This is a genomic window from Peribacillus asahii (assembly GCF_004006295.1).
Classification (GTDB): domain Bacteria; phylum Bacillota; class Bacilli; order Bacillales; family DSM-1321; genus Peribacillus; species Peribacillus asahii_A.
The window spans coordinates 3,001,166-3,020,172 of sequence record NZ_CP026095.1; the positions used below are offsets into that span (position 1 = coordinate 3,001,166).

Here is a 19,007-nt window from a genome sequence, read left to right on the forward strand (position 1 = left end):
TTTATACGCATAAACATAGAAACGGTTTCATTTTTCATCATTTTATACAGAGTTTTTTAACATATGCACTAGAAATTCCGAATATATCGCTTAATGCTGCACATCTTTGGACATAGACTTGCATACAGATAATTAGTGTTTGTCCTTACTACTTTTACCTGAGGTGAATTCAATTGTTAAATGAATTTCAAGCATTCATTCTCGGCATCATTCAAGGGTTGACTGAATTTTTACCGATTTCCAGCACAGGACATTTATATTTAGGGCGGCACCTATTTCATTTAGATGAAGCAGGCATTTTCTTAGATACGATGCTTCATATTGGTACATTGCTTGCTCTACTTGTTGTCTATAAGCAAGAAATCATTTCCATCATCAAAAAGCCATTTTCAAAAATGACTGTGTTACTCATTGCTGGAACGATTCCTGCAGTATTTGCTGGTGTCTTACTTGGAGATTGGTTTGATTCACTTTCGAAGTCAGGTGTGACCATCGGCTGGGAGTTTCTTGCTACTGGTCTCATTCTATGGTTCGCAGATGCAAGAAAGGGTGGCACGAAAACATTAGAGCAAATTTCCGTAAAAGATGCGTTCATAATCGGTACGTTTCAGGCAGCTGCCATCATGCCTGCCCTCTCTCGATCAGGCTTAACAATTGCAGCTGGATTGTTGTGTAAACTCGACCGCTCCACCGCTGCTTATTTCTCCTTTTTACTGTCGATTCCAGCAATCGCTGGCGGCATTGTGTTTCAAATGAAGCCTATTTTCACTGGAGAAGTGGAGCGGCTTTCGTTTATGGCTCTTTTTATCGGTACGTTAACTTCAGCAGTCTTTGGGTATATAGCTGTTGTTTGGATGATTGATTTCTTAAAAAAACAATCGTTAAAGTGGTTTGCCGTATATGTTTGGATTCTTGGAATCCTCATTTTATCCCTCCAATTTACCGGAAAATTTTGAATAAAAACGCATGATTAAAACAATCGTTTGCATAAAATAAAAATAACAAAATTTAGTCGAAAAAATAGGCAAAATTACTATATCCAAATGCATTTTTTTTTAGTATTATAGCAAGGTAGAGCATATTATATTTCTGACAATAAAAATAGGGAAGGCAAATGGTGCGCCACCGGTTTCCCGGTTCTAGTGGGTTCGATTCCCACCCCGAAATTTTTTGATGAACGACTTAAAAAATTTCGAGGGTGGGCGGCAGCTACGCTATAGAACTGCCCTCAAAGCGGAGGGATGGAAATGTTAAAGAAAAGAGAGTTTGTTGATTGTTCGTCTCTTTATGATTTAATGTCGCATCCAGATGTCTTCCCTTTCGTACGCCAAAAAGTAGATTCTTATGAAGAGTACGTTTTTGTTACAAAGCAAACGATTGAAGCTGAAGAAGCTGGTGAACTAATTTCAAGAACAATTTTAGATGAATGGGATAATCCGATCGGCTGCATCTCCCTATATGATGTGGAAAATAGTGCAGGATTTCTCGGTACATGGTTAGGTAAACCATTCCATGGAAAAGGCTATAATACCCTTGCAAAAGAGGCTTTCTTTAAAGAAATCTTTTTTGAACTTGGTATAGAGACCGTATTTATGCGCATTCGCAAAAAAAATATTCGCTCTTTAAAGGCAGCTGAGAAACTCCCTTATGCGATAAAAGTAAACGAAACAAGAAAAGCATTATATGAACAAATTAACCAAAATGAAGATTTATTCGATCTTTTCGAAATTCCAAAAGATTTATACACGCTGCATATCCTTCGACAAAATGATGACAATGATCAACATCTTATGGAGGCATAGTGCACTTAAATCCCTTTACCATTTGTGTAAAGGGATTTATTTATTGACTGAAAAGTTAATCTTTTCTGATTATTACTCTATTCATCATAATGATATTTTCGTATAATAAACACATCACTTGAACATTTTTCCAAAAAAATCGAAAGGATTTGTTTCAATTATGATGAAAAAAGGATTTCTTTTTATCATTCAACTGATAGTGCTTATTACCATTTGTAAAATTGGTTACTTATGCACAGATTTCTTCCATTTACCCATTCCTGGAAACGTTATTGGGATACTCTTATTATTTATCCTGCTTCAAACAAATGTCATAAAGCTGGAATGGGTGGATTTCACAGCTAGCTTCTTTGTCAAGCATCTCGCTTTTTTCTTTATCCCGATTGCCGTTAGCTTAATGACATTAGGTGCTTTATTCTTCCGCTATGGATGGGCTTTAGCACTTGTTCTGGGCATCAGTCTAATCGTTGGTTTTATCGTCTCTGCATTAACCGTACAAAAGCTTGCACAGAAAGGAGAAGTCAAACAGCATGGAAACGTTCATCACCATCTATAGCATCAGCATCACCATTATTGCGTACATATTAGCAAAGAAAATATATATGAAATATCCATCACCTCTGACAACACCTGTTTTTTTATGTACGGTTGCTATCATATCAACCTTACTTATCAGCAACTTACATTTCGAAGACTATGTAGTAGCGAAAGACATCATCACATATTTTCTCGGACCCGCAACAGTCGCTTTAGCTGTACCACTTTATAAAAATCGTGCGATTGTCGCAAAATATGCCATTCCAGCGATTAGTGGCATTATTCTTGGCTTGGCCGTCACTTTATGTATCGCCATCACCATTGCTAAACTTTTCTCTTTCGGTTTAAACCTGATTCAAGCACTCGCTGTAAAATCAGTTACGGTCCCAATTGCCGTTGAGATTATGTCGTTATATGAAGGGGACGCAAATTTAGCGGCCGCCTTTGTACTTATAACAGGCATTCTTGGTACAATGATTGCTCCTTGGATTATGGATAAGTGCCATATCACAATGCCTTTTGCTCGCGGGATTGCATACGGAACAATTGCCCACGGTCTTGGTACTGCTCACGCTGCCCAAGAAAGTGAATTCACCGGAGCAGTAGCTGGAGTCGCGATGGCAATTGCTGGTATTATAATCGCTCTCTGTTTCCCTGTGTTTTATTCTTTTTTATAAAGTGAAACTTGTATCAGTGGGGGCTTTAAGCGTAGGATACACATCACCTATACAAACAGGTTCGAACCTCAGTGAGCCGAACCTGTTTGTATAGGAAATTACGTCATACCAGCATTTAAAAGGCTATTTTGTCTGTTATAAATTTCTTTGAATACGTTTTTGACTACGATTGATAAAAAATACGTTATCGGAGGCAAGGGGATACAGACCTTAAAATTTTTTAGTTCTAATCATATCATTATTCATGTTATTGTAAGTGCTGAATATTACCAATAAAAGTAATTCCAACATTGAGCAGAGTTCCCTTATTTTCGAAATTAAATTACAATTGATAACTTTAATAATCCTCTTTATTATCTTTTAAACTTAAGTAGATAAGATTAGAGCCCCGTGTCCGGGGGGCGAAATAACAGTCAAAGTATTGATTTAATAAGGTTTTACAAGTTCAATATGACAACCACGGGGTGTTGATACGACTACATTCAAATTTTTTACGGTTAAAAGAGGAGAAGCCATCTTCCCTTCTATTCCTTTTTTAGGTCTAGAGCATCCCTTAAGGCCTCCCCAAACAAGTTAAAAGCAATCACAACGATGAAGATCATCATCCCCGGGTACAGCATCAATGAAGGATTATTTCTAAAAAATGGCTTACTATCATTAATCATCATTCCCCATTCTGCCTCCGGCGGCTGTATGCCCAGGCCTAGAAAGGATAGGCCAGAAATAGATAAAATAACTCCCCCTATGTCCATAAAGACTAATACAATAACTTGAGAGATAATGGTAGGTAAAATATGTTTAATGACAATAATGAGCCTTGGTGTCCCGCATATTTTAGCTGCTAAGACAAAGTTTTGCTTCTTTACACTAAGAACCATCCCTCGAATAACACGAGCATAAAAAACCCATTGAACGAGCACCATGGCCAAAATCAAATTACTAAGACTCGTTCCTAGGACTCCAATTAAAGCTAAGGATAGAAGAAAGCTTGGGAATGCCATGAGAGTATCACATAGTCTCATGAAGAAATAATCAACCTTACCGCCTCTAAAACCCGCATAAATACCAAGCGGGATACTTATCATCATCGTTAATCCCATGACAAGGAATGCTGTTCCCAATGAGATTTGTGTTCCATAGATTAATCGAGACAATATACATCTCCCTAAATGATCAGTACCTAATGGAAACTGGGAGGAAGGTCCTTGCAGTTTCTGCGTAATATCAATCAAGTTCGGATCATTAGGAGCAAAAAAAGGAGCAAAAAGAGCCAATACCATCATGAATAAAATAATCATGCTGCTAATCATCATGAGCTTATGTAATAACAGCTTTCGTTTCACGTCTTGTAACACTCTTATTTCTCCCCTTCCCATCGTATACGGGGATCCAGGAAAGAATACATAATATCCACAAGAAGATTACAGACCACAAAAATCACGCTCATAAATAATACACACCCCTGAATCATTGGATAATCTTGATTTAGAATAGATGTGACAAATAATTGTCCCATGCCAGGCCAAGCAAAAATTGTTTCAACAATTACCGCTCCGCCTAGCATGTTCCCTAAACTCATCCCAAGTCCAGTTATCACAGGCAATAAGGACTTTTTTAAAACATGCCTGCTAACGATTAACCTTTGACGCAAGCCTCTTGCTCTAGCATACATAACAAATGGCTCATTCAAGTTTTCCAGCATACTAGCCCGAAGCAATCGCATATACGTACCTATATAACCAAAAGCAAGCGTTAAGGAGGGAAGCACTAGATGAGCCAAAGTTCCCCTCCCCAATACAGGAAATAAATCTAATTTCACAGATAATAAATAGATCAAAAGAAATCCAAACCAAAAGGAAGGCATAGAGACACTTACAAAGGCAACTATTCTACTAAACTGATCAACAAATTTCCCCTTGTAAATAGCCGAAATTATTCCTATAGGTAGACTAATAACAACAATAAAGATAAGCGAAGCACCTGTTAATTGAATCGTTGGAAATAAATGCAACAATATCTCGTCCCATACAGCATTTTTGGATACATAGGACATTCCTAAATCCAATTGCAACACTTTCCCCAACCATTCTAAATACTGGATATATAATGGCTCATTTAATCCAAGCTCAACTCGAAGGGCTGTTACGGCCTCATCCGTAGGTGGAATATTAGACATCCTTAAGTAGGCTACTGCTGGATCTCCAGGAATTAAATAAATCAGGATAAAAGTGATGAATGAGATTCCTAATACTATTGGAATTAAACTTGTGAGACGCTTAACAATAAACCAACCCATGTAGTACTCCTTAAGTTGTTTTTAATTATACTCAATTTATTTAACATCAATTGAAGTTAAAGGCACCTCAACTTCTTGAGGTAAAAAATCTACCCCGCTAATATTTTTATGATACACGGCTACATTAGACTGATAAGATATTGGTAAGTAAACAGCTTGTTCATGCAAGGTCGTTAAAATATCTGTATATAACATTTTTCTCTCTTTTTCGTCTGTAGTTAATAATACTTTCTTAATTTTTTGATCTAGTTCCTTCTTTTTAGGTAACCCTAGTAAAGCAGTGTAATCTGGACTTCCATTTTCCGAATCTGTCGTAATAGCAGCTAAATAAGAATGCGGGTCAAACGGTACAGCCCATGTTGATGTAAATAATAAATCATACTTACCTTCAAATGCGGTTGTCCAAAAAGTATTTGTTTCCTGACTAATCAATTTAATATCTATCCCTAGTTTTCTAAAATCACCTTGAACAAATTCTGCGATTGACTTTTGAATGTTGTCTGTACTATTAAATAGAAGTTCCAGTTGCAACTCTTTTCCGTCTTTTTCTCTAAATGGTTTCCCTTCTACCTTTTTCCATCCAGCCTCATCCAATAACTGTTCTGCTTTTGCGGCATCATATTCATAAGGATCTACATTAATCTTTGTGTAATCCAAAACAGGTGGAAATAAAGTATCAGCCTTTTCTTCCATACCATAAAAAATATTATCGATAACAGCCTGTTTATTAAAAGCATGGTTGAGAGCTAACCGAACTTTACGATCTTTAGTAGCTTCGTTATTTGTGTTAAAAAGCAGCGTTCTTGTAGCTGTAGGTTCTGACAATTTGGTTTCATATTTTCCAGAATTCTTCAAGAATTGGAATGAATCTTGGCTGATGACGCCGTTACCAAAAATAAAATCAAGTTCCTTTTTCTCAAAAGCTAATACTCTAGACTCGCCGTCCGTAATAACTTTAACAACTACCTTATCTACTTTAGGTTTAGTATCCCAATACTGTTCGTTTCTTTCGAATACAGCAAACTCATTTTTCTTATATTCGGTCAATACCCATGGACCAGTACCAATCGGCGACTTGAGTCCGTCCTTAAATGTATTTTGACTGTCAGGAAAAGCAGCTTCGCCCACAAATCTCAAAGGTCTGACATAAGTTAGTTCTTGAAGAGTCGGATAATACGAGTTATTTAAAGTAAGTTTAAATGTATATTCATCGACTACTTCTGTACTTTTAATTTGATTAATTAATTCCACCCATTCATGTTGTTTACGATTATCTAAAACCGTATCAAAGTTTTTCTTAACGATTTCAGCATTAAATGGCGAACCATCAGAAAATTGAACATCTTTTCTCAAATGGAATACATATTCTTTTCCATCTTTCGATATATCCCAGCTCTCTGCTAACCAAGGCTGAATTTCTCCACCTTCACCGTAATAAACAAGAGGTTCGTATACCATAGCCTGGGAAAAAAATTCATTTGGAAAATAAGTATGTGGATTTAAGTCACCAATATCTCCCGGCCAAGAAAAAGTAACAACTTTTGTTTTTTCTTTATCTGACGCATTTTCTTGATCTTTTGTTGTGTTGCTGCAACCAGCAACAAAGATTGTGAACATTACTAGTAGTCCAACAAATGAACGAAATAAATTAGATCTTTTTAAAAGCATATTTTCTCACCTTCAATTACAAATTTTAATTATTCGATAAAATATAAACTACAAAAAAAGCATTCCTAACCAGAATTTATCAGGTCAGAAATGCCTATAGCTTCAGAACAAGTTCGTCTTCATAGCACTCTAATACCTCCCTATCTCCCGTAGGTTTAACAGCATTTCTAGAACGGGCAGGTCTTCTGACTTAGGTTCATCATCTCTATGCGCCTTCCCGGATATTATCCAGTGGCTCTTATACATAGGACTCCCCTTTACAGCGGCGGGACCGTGCCGGATTTTGCACCGGCTTCCCATTTAAGTATTCGCAATTAAACGAATACACCCATTCCAATACCATATGAAATTTTTCTTTATCTTCATAATGAAATATAAAGCTTATCTAGCTTGAACATGATTAAGTGAAAATCATTTGTAAACTATTATATTTTATTAGTTTCAACCTTAAGTAATTTTTGATAAATTCAGCCACTAACCCTATCTATAAACGAAATACAGTAAATAAGAAAGAAATTACACATGTTCTCTCAAAATGGAAATATTCACTTCATGGAAATGAAATCAAAAAAAGTTTACCTATCACAAATTATATTCGTTATTGCAAATTTATGCTATATCAAATTATGATCCTGATGTTTTTTGGAATGAAACATAATACATAAGAACTGTTAGTAGCATTACAGTGATAATAGATAAAAAAAGGCAACTTCACCTAAAGGCGAAATTTGCCCAAAATCAAAAAGAATCCATCCATCACCTTGTTCGAATTAGCTTCTTTAAAGGAGACTGGAATGCGAACTTAGTTAATCACATTCAAAACTTCTTGCTTGTAACGCTCCCTCAAGATCTTAGCGATATCGACCATTCTCTTAAGAGCAGCAAATGTTTCATCTATTTTTCTTGTTTTAAGACCGCAATCAGGATTACCCACAGAATAACTAGTAAGAAACTTTTGATTACACTAGATATTTTAGTCAGTTTTTTCAGAAGTAATGTCTAGATCGCCAAGCTATAGCGCGGTAAGTGGAAATATTGGTGTTAAAGGAACAACTAGAAAACCTTGACACATATGTGAAGTGTGATATAGCACTCCATAATCGAATATTATGTAATGCTGGTGCCAGATTGTTTAATCTGGCTTAAAAGGGAAACCGGTGAAAGTCCGGTACTGTCCCGCAACTGTAAATGAGAGCTACCTACAAATAACCACTGTCGAATGACGGGAAGGTGTAGTTTAGTGATAATCATAAGTCAGGAGACCTGCCAGTGATTTACAACATCGAAAAAACCTACGGAGGATAGGGAGATGTTAGAACACTTGCATGACTTGTACAAATATGTACTTTTACATAGAATCGTTTTCACAGCTACTACCTTGTGTAGGAGCTGTTTTTTATTGCATGGGGATGTGAAGAAATAGAGAGGAGAATCGATAATAGTGAAGCAAAAATTCAATAAGAGGAACTATACAAGTATCAGGGGAAATAGGTGAGGAGCAGCCGTTGAACGTAAAACCTATAAGCTTCAAAATGATCCAGCTCTATTTGCTATCGATGCTATTCTTTACAGCTAATTCCGTATTGACTGTAATTTTCCCTCTACAGGCAGAGCATTATGGCTTTAAAACCTCTGAGATTGGAATCATGATGGGGCTCTACATGTTTGTTTGTATGTTCTTACGCCCATTTGCTGGACAAATGATTGCTAAATATGGTGTTAAAAAAGTGATGTGGACGTTACTCATTGTTCATGCACTAGCACTAGTATTGTATGTCTGGTTAGAAGTGGATAGCTTGTATGCTGTTCGATCACTCCAAGGTGTGGTCACAGCCTTCTTCTCTATGTCGATGCAAATCGGGATTACAGATATTTTACGAGATAAGGATCGTGGACAAGGGATGGCCATGTATTCACTTTCTACGGTGCTACCAGGATTGTACGGACCTGCACTAGCCCTGTATTTATGGTCGGATATGCAAGCCATTTATGTATTGGTCATCATTCTTGCGCTGCTACCACTACTTCTACAATTTAGAACACCATTTGAAGAAACGAAAATAGAGTTCAAGCCCTTTTCTCTTAAACTCGTAAAAGAAAGTTTTTTTAGCGCTCCAAATAAACTGTTATCTCAGAAATGGCTGATTACGTCGCGGTTATGCAGAATGGTCATCTTGTAGAGCAAGCAAATGTATTTGATTTATTCGATTCACCACAGCATGCATATACAAAGCAATTGCTTGATGCACGCCCTACTTTACACATAAACCCATCTACAAGGGAGGTTTCATATGAGTCTTCTTGACGTAAAACAAATTTCTCACACTTATAAGACGAATTCAATGTTTAAGCCCCATCATAAACGTACTGTATTAAACGATATTTCATTCTCAATTGACGAAGGCAGTTGCTTTGCAATGCTTGGTTCAAGCGGCGCTGGGAAAAGTACGATTGGGAAAATTATGCTTGGTATAGAAAAAACAACACAAGGATCTGTACAATTTATGGGACATGACCTTTATACAATTGATAAAAAATTAAAGCACCAGTTACGCCGTGATTTGCAGGTTGTGTTTCAAGATTCGTATTCATCAGTGAATCCGCGCATGACAGCCGAACAGATTATTGCCGAGCCACTCAGAAATTATGAGAAGCTTTCTGCTACGGAACAAAAACGCTCAATTATAGAACTACTTGAACACGTTGGTCTAAACAAAAGGGATTTAATAAAATACCCACATGAATTCAGCGGCGGTCAGCTCCAGCGAATTAACATTGCACGTGCGCTGTCTCTAAAGCCGAAGTTAATCGTATTAGATGAGCCAGTGAGCAGCCTGGATATGGTCAATCAAACGCTCATTTTAGAGCTTTTAAATAACCTAAAAAAGGAACTCGGTTTGACCTATTTCTTTATTACACATGATATTAAAGCCGCGCATATGCTAGCGGATCAGCTCGGTATTTTAGAAAAAGGACAACTTGTGGAAGTCTTTAATAATCCTAGTGAGTTTTTTACTTCTGTTCACCCCGTTGTTCATCAATTACGCAGTGCCATATTAGCCGAGCATCCAAGTAGTCGCACAATCCGTAGCAACAAACGTCCATAAGAAAGGTATGCCTTCTACATTGTTGAAAACAACTTTATCAACGAAAGATCTATGAAAAATCATCGGTCTTTCGTTGTTTTTATATAGAATAGATTTTATTTCATGTGGCTTTCGATGTTTAGATTAATTTTAAAGTATAGAGAAATCGGGGTTCATCTTGGTTGAGAGGCTGAGTATAAAGCTAGCCCTTACAGGTAAAGAAAATGGCTTTGAATTTGCTGATTTACCCTTAAATTTATTGAAGCAAATTATGAAAGTACGTCATTCGATTAACAGTGGCAAATTTAATTACCACATATACACAAATAGATTGAAGTATACTATTGCCTAAAGTATATTGAAGCATATCATTGCCAATTCGGCAAGATTATGGTTCGAGTCACACATGCATAATCACTCCTTAATATTGTTGGAAGCTGGTGCAGCCATTAAAGAAGTACAGGATCGATTAGGGCAGACTGATGTACAAACCACAATGAATATCTATGCACACGTTACAAAAAAAGCAAAAGCAAAGGCTATGCAAAAATTTGAAAAGTACCTCAATATTTGACTACAGTTGAATACGATTCGATGAAATTAATTGAAATAGCCAAAAAGAAAAAACCCTTGATTTTCAAGGGTTTTGACACTATTTGATATCCAATGATATCTATATATCGAACCTCAGTGGCCCGAACCTGTTACTTGGTTATTTTTGCAATTCTTTATATAAATTCCGCAACACATACGTCTTATACAGCTCTAGCTTTCGACGCTCTACCGGATGATGCTTAATCCCCATCTTCTTTAATTCCGCAATAAACCAACCTTTTGAATATTGATAAGCCATTTCTATTCCTCCTCTAGCATTTAGAACAACATATGCTAGAGAAACTAGATACATGCTTATTTTTTCATTAAATCTAGTAATAATTGATACATTTCGGGTCCTGTTTTAAATGGGCGCTTCTGCTCCATCTTCGCGCGATACGTCGAAGACTCCTTCAATAAATGATCAAGCGTTGACTCAAATTGTTCAAAACTCAAGTTTTCCTCTTGAATCACTTGACAAAATCCTTGTTTTTCAAAGCTCGCCGCATTTAAAATTTGATCGCCGCGAGAAGCATTTGCACTTAGTGGAATCAGCAGCATCGGTTTTTGTAAGCCAAGAAACTCAAAAATTGAATTAGATCCTGCACGTGAAACAACAACATCTGCCGCTGCTAATAAGTCGAATAGCTCCTCGTGCACATATTCAAACGGAGCATATCCTGGCTGCTTCAATGACTCCTCAACATTTCCTTTACCGCAAATGTGAATGATTTGGTAATGGCGAAGCAACTCCTCAAGATGCTTTGTAATCAAATGATTAATGCGGACAGCACCTAAGCTCCCGCCCATAATGAGCAAGACTGGCTTATTACTAGTAAAACCACAAAAGCGCTTTCCTTTTTCTCCATTTCCCGCAAAAATACCATCGCGCAATACAGCGCCGATATATAACGCTTTTTCTTTCGGCAAATGGGCATTAGACTCTTCAAACGTTGTAAAAATTCTTGAAGCAAATGGCATCGCGATTTTATTCGCTAAACCTGGTGTGTAATCGGATTCATGAATAAAAATCGGAATTTTAAGCATTTTAGCTGCAAGCACAACTGGAACAGACACAAATCCCCCTTTAGAGAAAATAAAATCTGGTCGTGTTTTCTTTAAAATTCGACGTGCATCAAAGATTCCTTTAATTACACGAAATGGGTCTTTTAAATTTTCAACCGATAAATATCTGCGCAGTTTTCCAACAGATACCGTTTCATAACGAATATTAGGGAATTCTTTTTCAATAATCGTTTTTTCAATCCCTTTTTCAGAGCCAATATACGTAATATCCCAATCATTTTTAATAAATTCAGGAATAATTGCTGTATTTACAGATACATGTCCAGCCGAACCTCCGCCGGTAAACACGATTTTTTTTGTCAATGTTTTCACCTTCCAACCAAAAGAACTTACCTTCCATAATACCACACCTGAACCATTCACCAACTAAAAAGAAAAATCAAATTCTTTTCATTTCCATGACAGACGTATGATATAATTTTTCCATTGTGGAAAATTTGAACTAGAGGTACATCAATGAATCAAACATTTAATAAAACAGCAAAAGTTCGCCAATTATTTCACCTATTAATTCCAATTCTCATTACTCAGCTTGGATTATATGCAATGACTTTTTTTGACATTATGATGTCTGGACAATATCATACCGTAGATGTTGCAGGTGTCTCTATTGGAAGTTCTTTATGGACACCGGTTTATATGGGTTTAGGGGGCGTGCTCATTGCGTTGACCCCTGTTGTTTCACAATTGGTCGGCTCTAAACGGACAAACTCTGTTCCCTTTTCTGTTATACAAGCCCTTTATTTATCCGTTGCTATTGCATTATCGGTTTTAACTGTCGGTACATTTACGGTTAATCCCATTTTAAATATGATGGATCTAGAGGCAAATGTTCATCAAATTGCTCATGACTATCTTGTGGCACTTTCATTTGGAATCATTCCCTTGTTTATTTATGATACATTGCGTGCTTTCATTGATGCACTTGGAAAAACAAGAGTATCGATGCTTATTACACTCGGAGCCTTACCAATTAATATTTTATTAAATTATATGCTTATTTACGGGAAATTGGGACTTCCGGAATTAGGAGGTGTTGGTTCTGGATACGCAACTGCGGTTACGTATTGGATCATAGCTATTGTGGCCATTATCGTCGTCATACGCATTCATCCATTTGCCGTCTATAACGTATTTCAAAAGTTTTACCGCATTTCATGGAAAGAATGGAGCTCATTCTTAAAGATTGGAATTCCGATTGGTCTCGCTGTGTTTTTTGAAACAAGCATTTTTTCTGCTGTAACCTTACTGATGAGTGAATATGATACCGTGACCATTGCCTCTCATCAAATCGCTATGAATTTTGCTTCACTGTTATATATGATACCATTAAGTATTTCAATGGCTTTAACGATTGTTATTGGCTTTGAAGTAGGCGCAAAACGCTTGAAAGATGCTCGTGAATATAGTCTTATTGGAATTACGATGGCTTTATCCATGGCTTTACTTTGTGCAACCGTGCTGTTCTTTTTCCGAGAATCAGTTGCCTCTATTTATACACAAGATCAAACCGTTATAACGCTTACGACTCACTTCTTACTATATGCAATGTTCTTCCAAATATCAGATGCTCTTCAAGCTCCAATTCAAGGGATTTTACGAGGATACAAAGATGTCACCATTACCTTCTTCATGTCTCTTCTCTCTTATTGGATACTTGGATTACCCATTGGTTACACACTCGCTAACTTTTTCGATATGGGACCTGATGGTTACTGGATTGGATTAATTGCGGGATTAGCGATTGGGGCAATTGGCCTCGCTACAAGACTAAGGTTCATTCAACGAACGAATGTCCTTCAAAAAGCTTCCTAAAAATAACCTCTTCTTCAAGCAATAGATCAGAATCATTGCTTGAAGAAGAGGTATTTTTTAACATAGTCAAATCTATAAACGATGAACATTCCGCCCATCTTGTGCATAACATATTTTGCATAAGTAACTATTTTATTGACGAAAAGAGGAATTCAATATGTTTCCCTTCAGCAGCCTTTTCTCATCTTCCAAAAATCAAAACAGCTTCTTAAAAAACTTGCAGCAAAACGATGTTCAATCCTTTATCGAGAAAGTTTTCACAGAAGTGATGCCCAACAATATGCAAGACGTGATGAATCAAGGAGCTGTTAAAGCAAAAGAGAGCGGGACCCGCACAGCAGAAAATCCACTACAAGCAAATGTACTAGAAACCCATTCATTTATCTATATTCGAATTCCGATTCAAGATGAAAGCTGGCTTAAACAAATGAAAATTTACCATACTTCCAACCAATCGATAATCCATGATATCCCAAACGAAGGAGATAAGCATAACATCCCCTTACCGGCTCTTGTCCGAAAAAAAGGAACATTCGTTCAATATAAAGACAATATATTAGAAATCCGATTTCAAAAGCATTCCGATTTGAACTACTCGGAAATAGATATTTCAGAACTATAACAACCCCCAAACTATCAAGCTGTTTGGGGGTCTCGATTCTTATAATCTAGCAATCTTATTTTCCAATAAACATTTGTGTCCAGTAGTTACCTGAAGCTACATAGCCTACTCCAATATGAGTAAAGCTTGAATTCATAATATTTTCACGGTGTCCTTGGCTATCCATCCAAGCTTGTACAACTTGCTCAGGTGTTGTTTGACCTTGAGCAATGTTTTCACCAGCTGATTTATAGTTAATACCAAATGATTTCATCATATCAAATGGTGAACCGTACGTTGGGCTATTATGATCAAAGTAGTTTTTATCTTTCATATCTTGAGATTTAGCACGAGCAACTTTGCTTAACTCTGTATCTAATGTAAGTGGAGCTAACCCTTGTTTTGCACGTTCAGCGTTTGTTAATTCTACTACTTTCTTTTCAAAAGCACTTACTGAAGTATTTGTTTCAGCTGCTGTTGATTTGTTTGTGTCAGCAGTAGCATTATTGTTTGTTGTTGGCTGTTGTGTTGTTGGTTTTTGTACTTGTTGTTGTGTTGGTGCTTGTTGTTTTGCTTGTGTTGGCTGTTGCGCTTGTTGTGTTGGTGTTGATTGTTTTACTGGTGCTTGAATTACGTTTCCTTGTACTTTAATACCATACTTAGCAAAGTATTGTTGAATGAACTTTTGTGCATCTTCCTGTGATGTTACTTTATATGTGAACTGTTTAGTAGGTTGACAATTTACTTGTGCTGCTTCTGCTTGATTGAATCCAGCTCCTGAGAACATGACTGCGGCTGCGGCTACTGTTGATAGAATTAATTTCTTTTTCATTTGTATTTCCTCCTAGTCAATCTGTTGTTTGGCTTTCTGGAATCATCATATCATGGCTTTTTTGTAACAATACGACCAGCCATTTCCAAAAGATTAACAGATCAAAAGGAAAGAGCATTAAATGATTTCTCTCCTGCTCTTAAACGATGCAACCCCTTAGTAATACTACCATTTAAATGTTTTTTTCATTTTTATTCTCTCGTTCTCTATTTCTCTGTCAATGGTAGTTTTTCTTGTCTTATTCCATAACCTTCTAAAAAATCAATATTGACACTTTTCTATTCCCCAGCTTTTTGTAACATTCTTTACTATAATGTTACAAAGTTACGAGAAAAATTACTATTTTACAATTACCGTAACAAAAAAGATCTAGTATTATACCAGACCCTTTACTTTATTCTTCTCTTATTTAATTCTTTGCTCCAATTACAAATTCTCGTTTTGGCATTGTATGCAAGTTTCGTGCGGTTACATGGGCATATACATAATATGTTCCTTCTTCTTTAAATGTTTTTTCAAGCTTATACACGCCATCTTGACTATGCTTGACAGGAATCGTTTCACTTTCCTCCTCGTCTTCACGCCAAATTTCAAAGCTTACCTCGTCGGCATCTGTAACGATTTCATCTCCATATGTTACTTTTGCTTGAAAGATAACCGTTTCATTCACTTTTGCTAGTTCAGGAGTTATCTCTAATTCTACATGTAACATCTTTGGAAGCTGCTCCTCTTCTTCCTTGCCGCATCCAACTAAGACAATAAGAACAGTTAAAAATAAAACGATTATTTTTCTCATTCGTCATGCCCCCTGCTTTAGTCTACAACCACTCACTTTGAATCATTGGAAATATTACATACACTTTCGTACCAACAGCCTCTTCACTTTCTATCTTTAGTTCACCTTTTTGTAATTCTACTAGTTTCTTAACGATAGCTAATCCTAGCCCCGAACCACCGTCTGAACGACTTCTTGCCTTATTCACACGATAAAAACGATTCGTAATATAAGGAAGATCTTGTTGTGGAATACCTCTGCCTGTATCAGCAATGCTTAACTCACATGTTTCTTTATTCTGCTTTAATATAATAGAAATAACTCCACCTGCATTCGTGTAGTGCATCGCATTATCCAATACATTCTGAAGAATTTGTTCAAGTTTTCGCTCTTCCCCCATAATAATAGGATCTGGATCTAACTCGATTTGCAACTGTAGCTGCTTGTCCTGAATCACTTGTTCATACTTTCCCACAAAATCCTCTATAAACTGAGCAAAAGCAATCGGGGATTCCTGTAACATAACTTGCTTACGATCCATTTTTGTTAACTCCATTAAATCACCAACGAGATGCTGCATCCTCAATGTTTCCCTCGAAATCAGTTGAAGATATTTTCTTTCTTCCTCTTTATCCTTAATAACACCATCAAGAATGGCTTGTGTATAGCCCTTTATATAACTTAATGGGGTTCGTAGTTCATGTGAGACATTTTCAAGAAACTCTCTTTTTCTTTCTTCTTCTAAATGAATCGATTGGGCCATTTTATTAAAAGCATGGCCAAGCTGACCTACTTCATCATCACTTGTAACTTGAACTTGTATCGAATAATCACCGTTAGATACTTGATGTGCTGCTACTTCCATATCACGAATCGGATGAATCAGCTTCTTTAACCATTTTGTTGTCAGCAGCATAACCATGAGCATAAATAAAATCGCAGCCACAATCCATTTAACTGCAAACTCATGAATTAAATCGGTAATCGAGTTAACAGGAATATAGGTATAAATAATTCCTTCTAATCGGTCTCCATCGGTTAGCGGAATAATGGCCGCTACTATATTTTTTTCAAATCGTTCTTCATAGCCTTCTTTTTCAATGGGCTTTCCTTCAAGAAGCATTTGTCGCTCTTCTTCAGAAATCAACGTATTATAATCAATATCAAACGGCAAACACGCACTTAATTCCCGGGGATTATTCACAACGAACGTTTCACTTTCATTTTTGCTATTAAACCATTCAATATTTCGCTTATACTCTTCCGTAATCTTACCTCCTGCATAATCAGCAGCGAGTAAAGAAGCTTCATAAATAAGATCACTCTTTACCTTCTCAACATATAAATTTTTATAATAATATTGTGATAGAGAATACGCAAAGACAACAGATAGAATAACGGCACTCATAATGGTGAACCAGAGCTTAAATGATAAAGATTTGATTTTACGCAAAATGCTCATCTCCCATTTTATAACCAATTCCCCATACCGTTTGAATATAGTCCGCTTCCTTTAACTTCATTCTTAATGTTTTAATATGAGTGTCCACTGTTCGTAAAGAACTACCATAGCTCCCCTCCCATACATGTTCTAGTAATTGCTCCCGACTGAGTGCTTGATTTTTATGCCGCATCAAAAAAAGCAACAAGTCAAATTCCTTTAAGGTTACATTAATCAGTTGGCCATTAATTGTCACCGTTCTTGCTTTCTGATTCACTTCAATTTTCCCCAGCCTCACCACATCTTGCTCCGTGTATAATGTTGCTTTCTTACCTGTTCTTCTTAACACTGCTTCTACTCTAGCCATTAATTCACCTGGATTAAATGGCTTAACAACATAATCATCTCCTCCAAGCTTGAGTCCTTTCACTTTATCCCACTCTTCTCCTTTAGCACTAACAAAAATAATCGGTACATCAGATTTTCGCCGCAGCTGTTCACAAACTAAAAAGCCATCTCTTTGCGGCATCATTATATCTAATAAGATTAAGTCTACTGTTGCGTGTTCCAAACAGCGAATAGCCTCTTCTCCATCTTGTGCTTGAAGGCAGTGATATCCAGAATTGAGTAAATACATTTCTATCAAGGTTCGCATATCTTTTTCATCATCAACGACCAAAATGGTATAATCACTCATGCACATCTACTCCCTGCTAATCATTTGAAACGGACCTTTGCCTACCTTAATTGTTTGTTTTACCTTCATAGACTTTGAATCCATCACATAGAGCTCATCGCTATCATATCCTGCAATCAATATATCATCATGAACAGTCGTCATCTCAAATGGATTGACCCCAACTGTCGTACTCTTCACAACCTTGTACGCTTCATCTACTTTGTAAAGAGCGTTTGAACCATGACTTAAAATGAAAATACCAGCCGCATTCTCCATAATATTAATGGGCATTATCGGCGTATTTAACGTTCGTTTTAATTCTCCTGTTTCCGTTGAATAAACATGGACATTTTCCTCCATTTCCGCTCCCATCCCATGACCGCCAAGCCAAATCTCTTGCTGCTCTTCTCTTAATAAGGCACCTGTGGAAGACGCTTGAATAACAAAGTCCCTTTCTACTTTTCTTGTACGTAAATTAATAACTGACAATTTTGTTTCGCCAAAATTCATTACATATAATTGCTGATGATCTTGAAGGAGCATCATCGGGCTTTTACCTACTTTAATTTGATCTTCTATTCGTCCCTCTTCATTATAGAAAGAAACATTGTTTAAAGATTGATTCACCGCAGCAATACTCTTTCCATCCTGAAGCAATTTCATATTAACAATACCTTTTTTCGCTTCCCAGCTATCGATTTGTTTTCCTTTCTCTAATGAAAACACTTCAATCGAATCCATATCTTTTCCATAAAGCAGCAACGTATCTCCATCTTGGAGCAGCAGTCCGCCCATAAAAGGGATACTGAGATCCCAATCGGCCAAATGTTTATACTGTTCATCTAAAAAAGTAAGACTCGTATCTTTAATATTTACCGTTGCAATAAAAGATTGATCGTGCTCAATCTTCGGATAAGTCACACTGTTACACCCAGTAAGCAGTAAAGCAGCAAATAAAAGAAAAAGTACTTGCTTCATTTTATCAGCTCCTTTATAACAGTGGGGTTTTCTGCATCCCCACTGATGATTATTAAACTAATACGAGCACTTGTCCCTTTCATCTATCTTCTTCACACTCTTGTTAACTTGCTATTAGATTTGGAACAAAACGATGATTA

The 19,007-nt window shown here is 36.7% G+C and carries 19 protein-coding genes, 2 pseudogenes and 2 riboswitches; of the genes and pseudogenes, 10 read left to right on the top strand and 11 right to left on the bottom strand.

The genetic code is table 11. From position 1 onward, the window contains the following. Positions 1 to 173 precede the first annotated feature (173 nt). The 4 genes from BAOM_RS14695 (at position 174) to BAOM_RS14710 (ending at position 3,016) form a co-directional block, all read left to right on the top strand. Positions 174 to 956, top strand: a complete 783-nt coding sequence (locus BAOM_RS14695) for an undecaprenyl-diphosphate phosphatase (protein ID WP_127760916.1) — start codon at positions 174 to 176, stop codon at positions 954 to 956. Between the two features lie 291 nt (positions 957 to 1,247). Next, positions 1,248 to 1,802, top strand: a complete 555-nt coding sequence (locus BAOM_RS14700) for a GNAT family N-acetyltransferase (protein WP_127760917.1) — start codon at positions 1,248 to 1,250, stop codon at positions 1,800 to 1,802. 160 nt (positions 1,803 to 1,962) lie between these two features. After that, positions 1,963 to 2,358 (top strand): CidA/LrgA family protein, encoded by a 396-nt coding sequence (locus tag BAOM_RS14705; protein ID WP_127760918.1) that lies wholly within the window; start codon positions 1,963 to 1,965, stop codon positions 2,356 to 2,358. Continuing rightward, positions 2,333 to 3,016 (top strand): LrgB family protein, encoded by a 684-nt coding sequence (locus tag BAOM_RS14710; protein ID WP_127760919.1) that lies wholly within the window; start codon positions 2,333 to 2,335, stop codon positions 3,014 to 3,016. The genes BAOM_RS14705 and BAOM_RS14710 overlap by 26 nt, the downstream gene beginning before the upstream one ends. A gap of 524 nt (positions 3,017 to 3,540) precedes the next feature. Here the strand turns inward: BAOM_RS14710 and nikC are convergent. The 4 genes and pseudogenes from nikC to BAOM_RS25575 all read right to left on the bottom strand — a co-directional run. After that, positions 3,541 to 4,392 carry a nickel transporter permease gene (gene nikC, locus BAOM_RS14715; RefSeq protein WP_373995301.1) on the bottom strand — a complete coding sequence of 284 codons (852 nt, stop codon included), beginning with the start codon at positions 4,390 to 4,392 and terminating at the stop codon, positions 3,541 to 3,543. Further along, positions 4,374 to 5,312 (bottom strand): nickel ABC transporter permease, encoded by a 939-nt coding sequence (gene nikB, locus BAOM_RS14720; protein ID WP_127760921.1) that lies wholly within the window; start codon positions 5,310 to 5,312, stop codon positions 4,374 to 4,376. The genes nikC and nikB overlap by 19 nt, the downstream gene beginning before the upstream one ends. Positions 5,313 to 5,348: 36 nt before the next feature. After that, positions 5,349 to 6,980, bottom strand: a complete 1,632-nt coding sequence (gene nikA, locus BAOM_RS14725) for a nickel ABC transporter substrate-binding protein (RefSeq protein ID WP_127760922.1) — start codon at positions 6,978 to 6,980, stop codon at positions 5,349 to 5,351. 158 nt (positions 6,981 to 7,138) lie between these two features. Continuing rightward, positions 7,139 to 7,327: riboswitch (cobalamin riboswitch) on the bottom strand. A gap of 455 nt (positions 7,328 to 7,782) precedes the next feature. Next, a pseudogene (locus BAOM_RS25575) lies at positions 7,783 to 7,908 on the bottom strand (hypothetical protein); the annotation flags it as partial. Between the two features lie 175 nt (positions 7,909 to 8,083). Further along, positions 8,084 to 8,265, top strand: a riboswitch (cobalamin riboswitch). A gap of 247 nt (positions 8,266 to 8,512) precedes the next feature. Here BAOM_RS25575 and BAOM_RS14735 point away from each other — a divergent pair. From BAOM_RS14735 to BAOM_RS14750, 4 genes and pseudogenes are all read left to right on the top strand, one after another. Beyond that, positions 8,513 to 9,160, top strand: coding sequence for an MFS transporter (locus BAOM_RS14735; protein WP_353737953.1), 648 nt, complete (start codon positions 8,513 to 8,515; stop codon positions 9,158 to 9,160). Beyond that, a pseudogene (locus BAOM_RS25625) lies at positions 9,106 to 9,285 on the top strand (hypothetical protein); the annotation flags it as partial. The gene BAOM_RS14735 and the pseudogene BAOM_RS25625, both read left to right, overlap by 55 nt. Then, the gene (nikE, locus tag BAOM_RS14745; RefSeq protein ID WP_127760925.1) at positions 9,272 to 10,087 is read left to right on the top strand and encodes a nickel import ATP-binding protein NikE; all 816 of its coding nucleotides are present in this window, start codon (positions 9,272 to 9,274) and stop codon (positions 10,085 to 10,087) included. The pseudogene BAOM_RS25625 and the gene nikE, both read left to right, overlap by 14 nt. A gap of 385 nt (positions 10,088 to 10,472) precedes the next feature. Further along, complete coding sequence (locus tag BAOM_RS14750; protein ID WP_127760926.1) at positions 10,473 to 10,640, top strand: site-specific integrase; 168 nt, start codon at positions 10,473 to 10,475, stop codon at positions 10,638 to 10,640. 138 nt (positions 10,641 to 10,778) lie between these two features. Here BAOM_RS14750 and BAOM_RS14755 read toward each other — a convergent pair whose 3' ends face one another. Both BAOM_RS14755 and BAOM_RS14760 read right to left on the bottom strand, forming a co-directional pair. After that, on the bottom strand, positions 10,779 to 10,919 hold the full coding sequence (locus BAOM_RS14755) for a YflJ family protein (protein ID WP_127760927.1): 141 nt from the start codon (positions 10,917 to 10,919) through the stop codon (positions 10,779 to 10,781). Positions 10,920 to 10,975: 56 nt separating this feature from the next. Continuing rightward, complete coding sequence (locus BAOM_RS14760; protein WP_127760928.1) at positions 10,976 to 12,049, bottom strand: undecaprenyldiphospho-muramoylpentapeptide beta-N-acetylglucosaminyltransferase; 1,074 nt, start codon at positions 12,047 to 12,049, stop codon at positions 10,976 to 10,978. 153 nt (positions 12,050 to 12,202) lie between these two features. On the opposite strand from BAOM_RS14760, the gene BAOM_RS14765 reads away from it, so the two are divergent. Further along, positions 12,203 to 13,561, top strand: coding sequence for an MATE family efflux transporter (locus BAOM_RS14765; protein WP_127760929.1), 1,359 nt, complete (start codon positions 12,203 to 12,205; stop codon positions 13,559 to 13,561). A 157-nt stretch (positions 13,562 to 13,718) separates the two neighbouring features. Beyond that, entirely contained in the window at positions 13,719 to 14,183 is a 465-nt protein-coding gene (locus BAOM_RS14770) for an Hsp20/alpha crystallin family protein (RefSeq protein WP_127760930.1), read from the top strand. Between the two features lie 55 nt (positions 14,184 to 14,238). Here the strand turns inward: BAOM_RS14770 and BAOM_RS14775 are convergent, their stop codons facing one another. The 5 genes from BAOM_RS14775 to BAOM_RS14795 all read right to left on the bottom strand — a co-directional run bounded on the left by BAOM_RS14775 (position 14,239) and on the right by BAOM_RS14795 (position 18,867). Then, entirely contained in the window at positions 14,239 to 14,994 is a 756-nt protein-coding gene (locus BAOM_RS14775; protein ID WP_127760931.1) for a CAP domain-containing protein, read from the bottom strand. Positions 14,995 to 15,403: 409 nt separating this feature from the next. After that, a complete protein-coding gene (locus BAOM_RS14780) occupies positions 15,404 to 15,790 on the bottom strand; it encodes a FixH family protein (RefSeq protein WP_127760932.1) in 387 nt (128 codons plus the stop codon). Positions 15,791 to 15,812: 22 nt separating this feature from the next. Then, positions 15,813 to 17,222 (bottom strand): sensor histidine kinase, encoded by a 1,410-nt coding sequence (locus BAOM_RS14785; RefSeq protein ID WP_257467363.1) that lies wholly within the window; start codon positions 17,220 to 17,222, stop codon positions 15,813 to 15,815. Then, positions 17,215 to 17,907 (bottom strand): response regulator transcription factor, encoded by a 693-nt coding sequence (locus BAOM_RS14790; protein WP_127760934.1) that lies wholly within the window; start codon positions 17,905 to 17,907, stop codon positions 17,215 to 17,217. The genes BAOM_RS14785 and BAOM_RS14790 overlap by 8 nt, the downstream gene beginning before the upstream one ends. A gap of 6 nt (positions 17,908 to 17,913) precedes the next feature. After that, the gene (locus BAOM_RS14795; protein ID WP_127760935.1) at positions 17,914 to 18,867 is read right to left on the bottom strand and encodes a YncE family protein; all 954 of its coding nucleotides are present in this window, start codon (positions 18,865 to 18,867) and stop codon (positions 17,914 to 17,916) included. Positions 18,868 to 19,007: the final 140 nt, after the last annotated feature.

What these genes read in the sequence shown, in the direction of transcription:
- BAOM_RS14700 (WP_127760917.1), top strand. Translation starts at nt 1,248, where the DNA reads ATGTTAAAGAAAAGAGAGTTTGTTGATTGTTCGTCTCTTTATGATTTA.
- BAOM_RS14705 (WP_127760918.1), top strand. Translation starts at nt 1,963, where the DNA reads ATGATGAAAAAAGGATTTCTTTTTATCATTCAACTGATAGTGCTTATT.
- BAOM_RS14710 (WP_127760919.1), top strand. Translation starts at nt 2,333, where the DNA reads ATGGAAACGTTCATCACCATCTATAGCATCAGCATCACCATTATTGCG.
- nikC (WP_373995301.1), bottom strand. Translation starts at nt 4,392, where the DNA reads ATGGGAAGGGGAGAAATAAGAGTGTTACAAGACGTGAAACGAAAGCTG.
- nikB (WP_127760921.1), bottom strand. Translation starts at nt 5,312, where the DNA reads ATGGGTTGGTTTATTGTTAAGCGTCTCACAAGTTTAATTCCAATAGTA.
- nikA (WP_127760922.1), bottom strand. Translation starts at nt 6,980, where the DNA reads ATGCTTTTAAAAAGATCTAATTTATTTCGTTCATTTGTTGGACTACTA.
- BAOM_RS14735 (WP_353737953.1), top strand. Translation starts at nt 8,513, where the DNA reads ATGATCCAGCTCTATTTGCTATCGATGCTATTCTTTACAGCTAATTCC.
- nikE (WP_127760925.1), top strand. Translation starts at nt 9,272, where the DNA reads ATGAGTCTTCTTGACGTAAAACAAATTTCTCACACTTATAAGACGAAT.
- BAOM_RS14750 (WP_127760926.1), top strand. Translation starts at nt 10,473, where the DNA reads ATGCATAATCACTCCTTAATATTGTTGGAAGCTGGTGCAGCCATTAAA.
- BAOM_RS14755 (WP_127760927.1), bottom strand. Translation starts at nt 10,919, where the DNA reads ATGGCTTATCAATATTCAAAAGGTTGGTTTATTGCGGAATTAAAGAAG.
- BAOM_RS14765 (WP_127760929.1), top strand. Translation starts at nt 12,203, where the DNA reads ATGAATCAAACATTTAATAAAACAGCAAAAGTTCGCCAATTATTTCAC.
- BAOM_RS14770 (WP_127760930.1), top strand. Translation starts at nt 13,719, where the DNA reads ATGTTTCCCTTCAGCAGCCTTTTCTCATCTTCCAAAAATCAAAACAGC.
- BAOM_RS14775 (WP_127760931.1), bottom strand. Translation starts at nt 14,994, where the DNA reads ATGAAAAAGAAATTAATTCTATCAACAGTAGCCGCAGCCGCAGTCATG.
- BAOM_RS14780 (WP_127760932.1), bottom strand. Translation starts at nt 15,790, where the DNA reads ATGAGAAAAATAATCGTTTTATTTTTAACTGTTCTTATTGTCTTAGTT.
- BAOM_RS14790 (WP_127760934.1), bottom strand. Translation starts at nt 17,907, where the DNA reads ATGAGTGATTATACCATTTTGGTCGTTGATGATGAAAAAGATATGCGA.
- BAOM_RS14795 (WP_127760935.1), bottom strand. Translation starts at nt 18,867, where the DNA reads ATGAAGCAAGTACTTTTTCTTTTATTTGCTGCTTTACTGCTTACTGGG.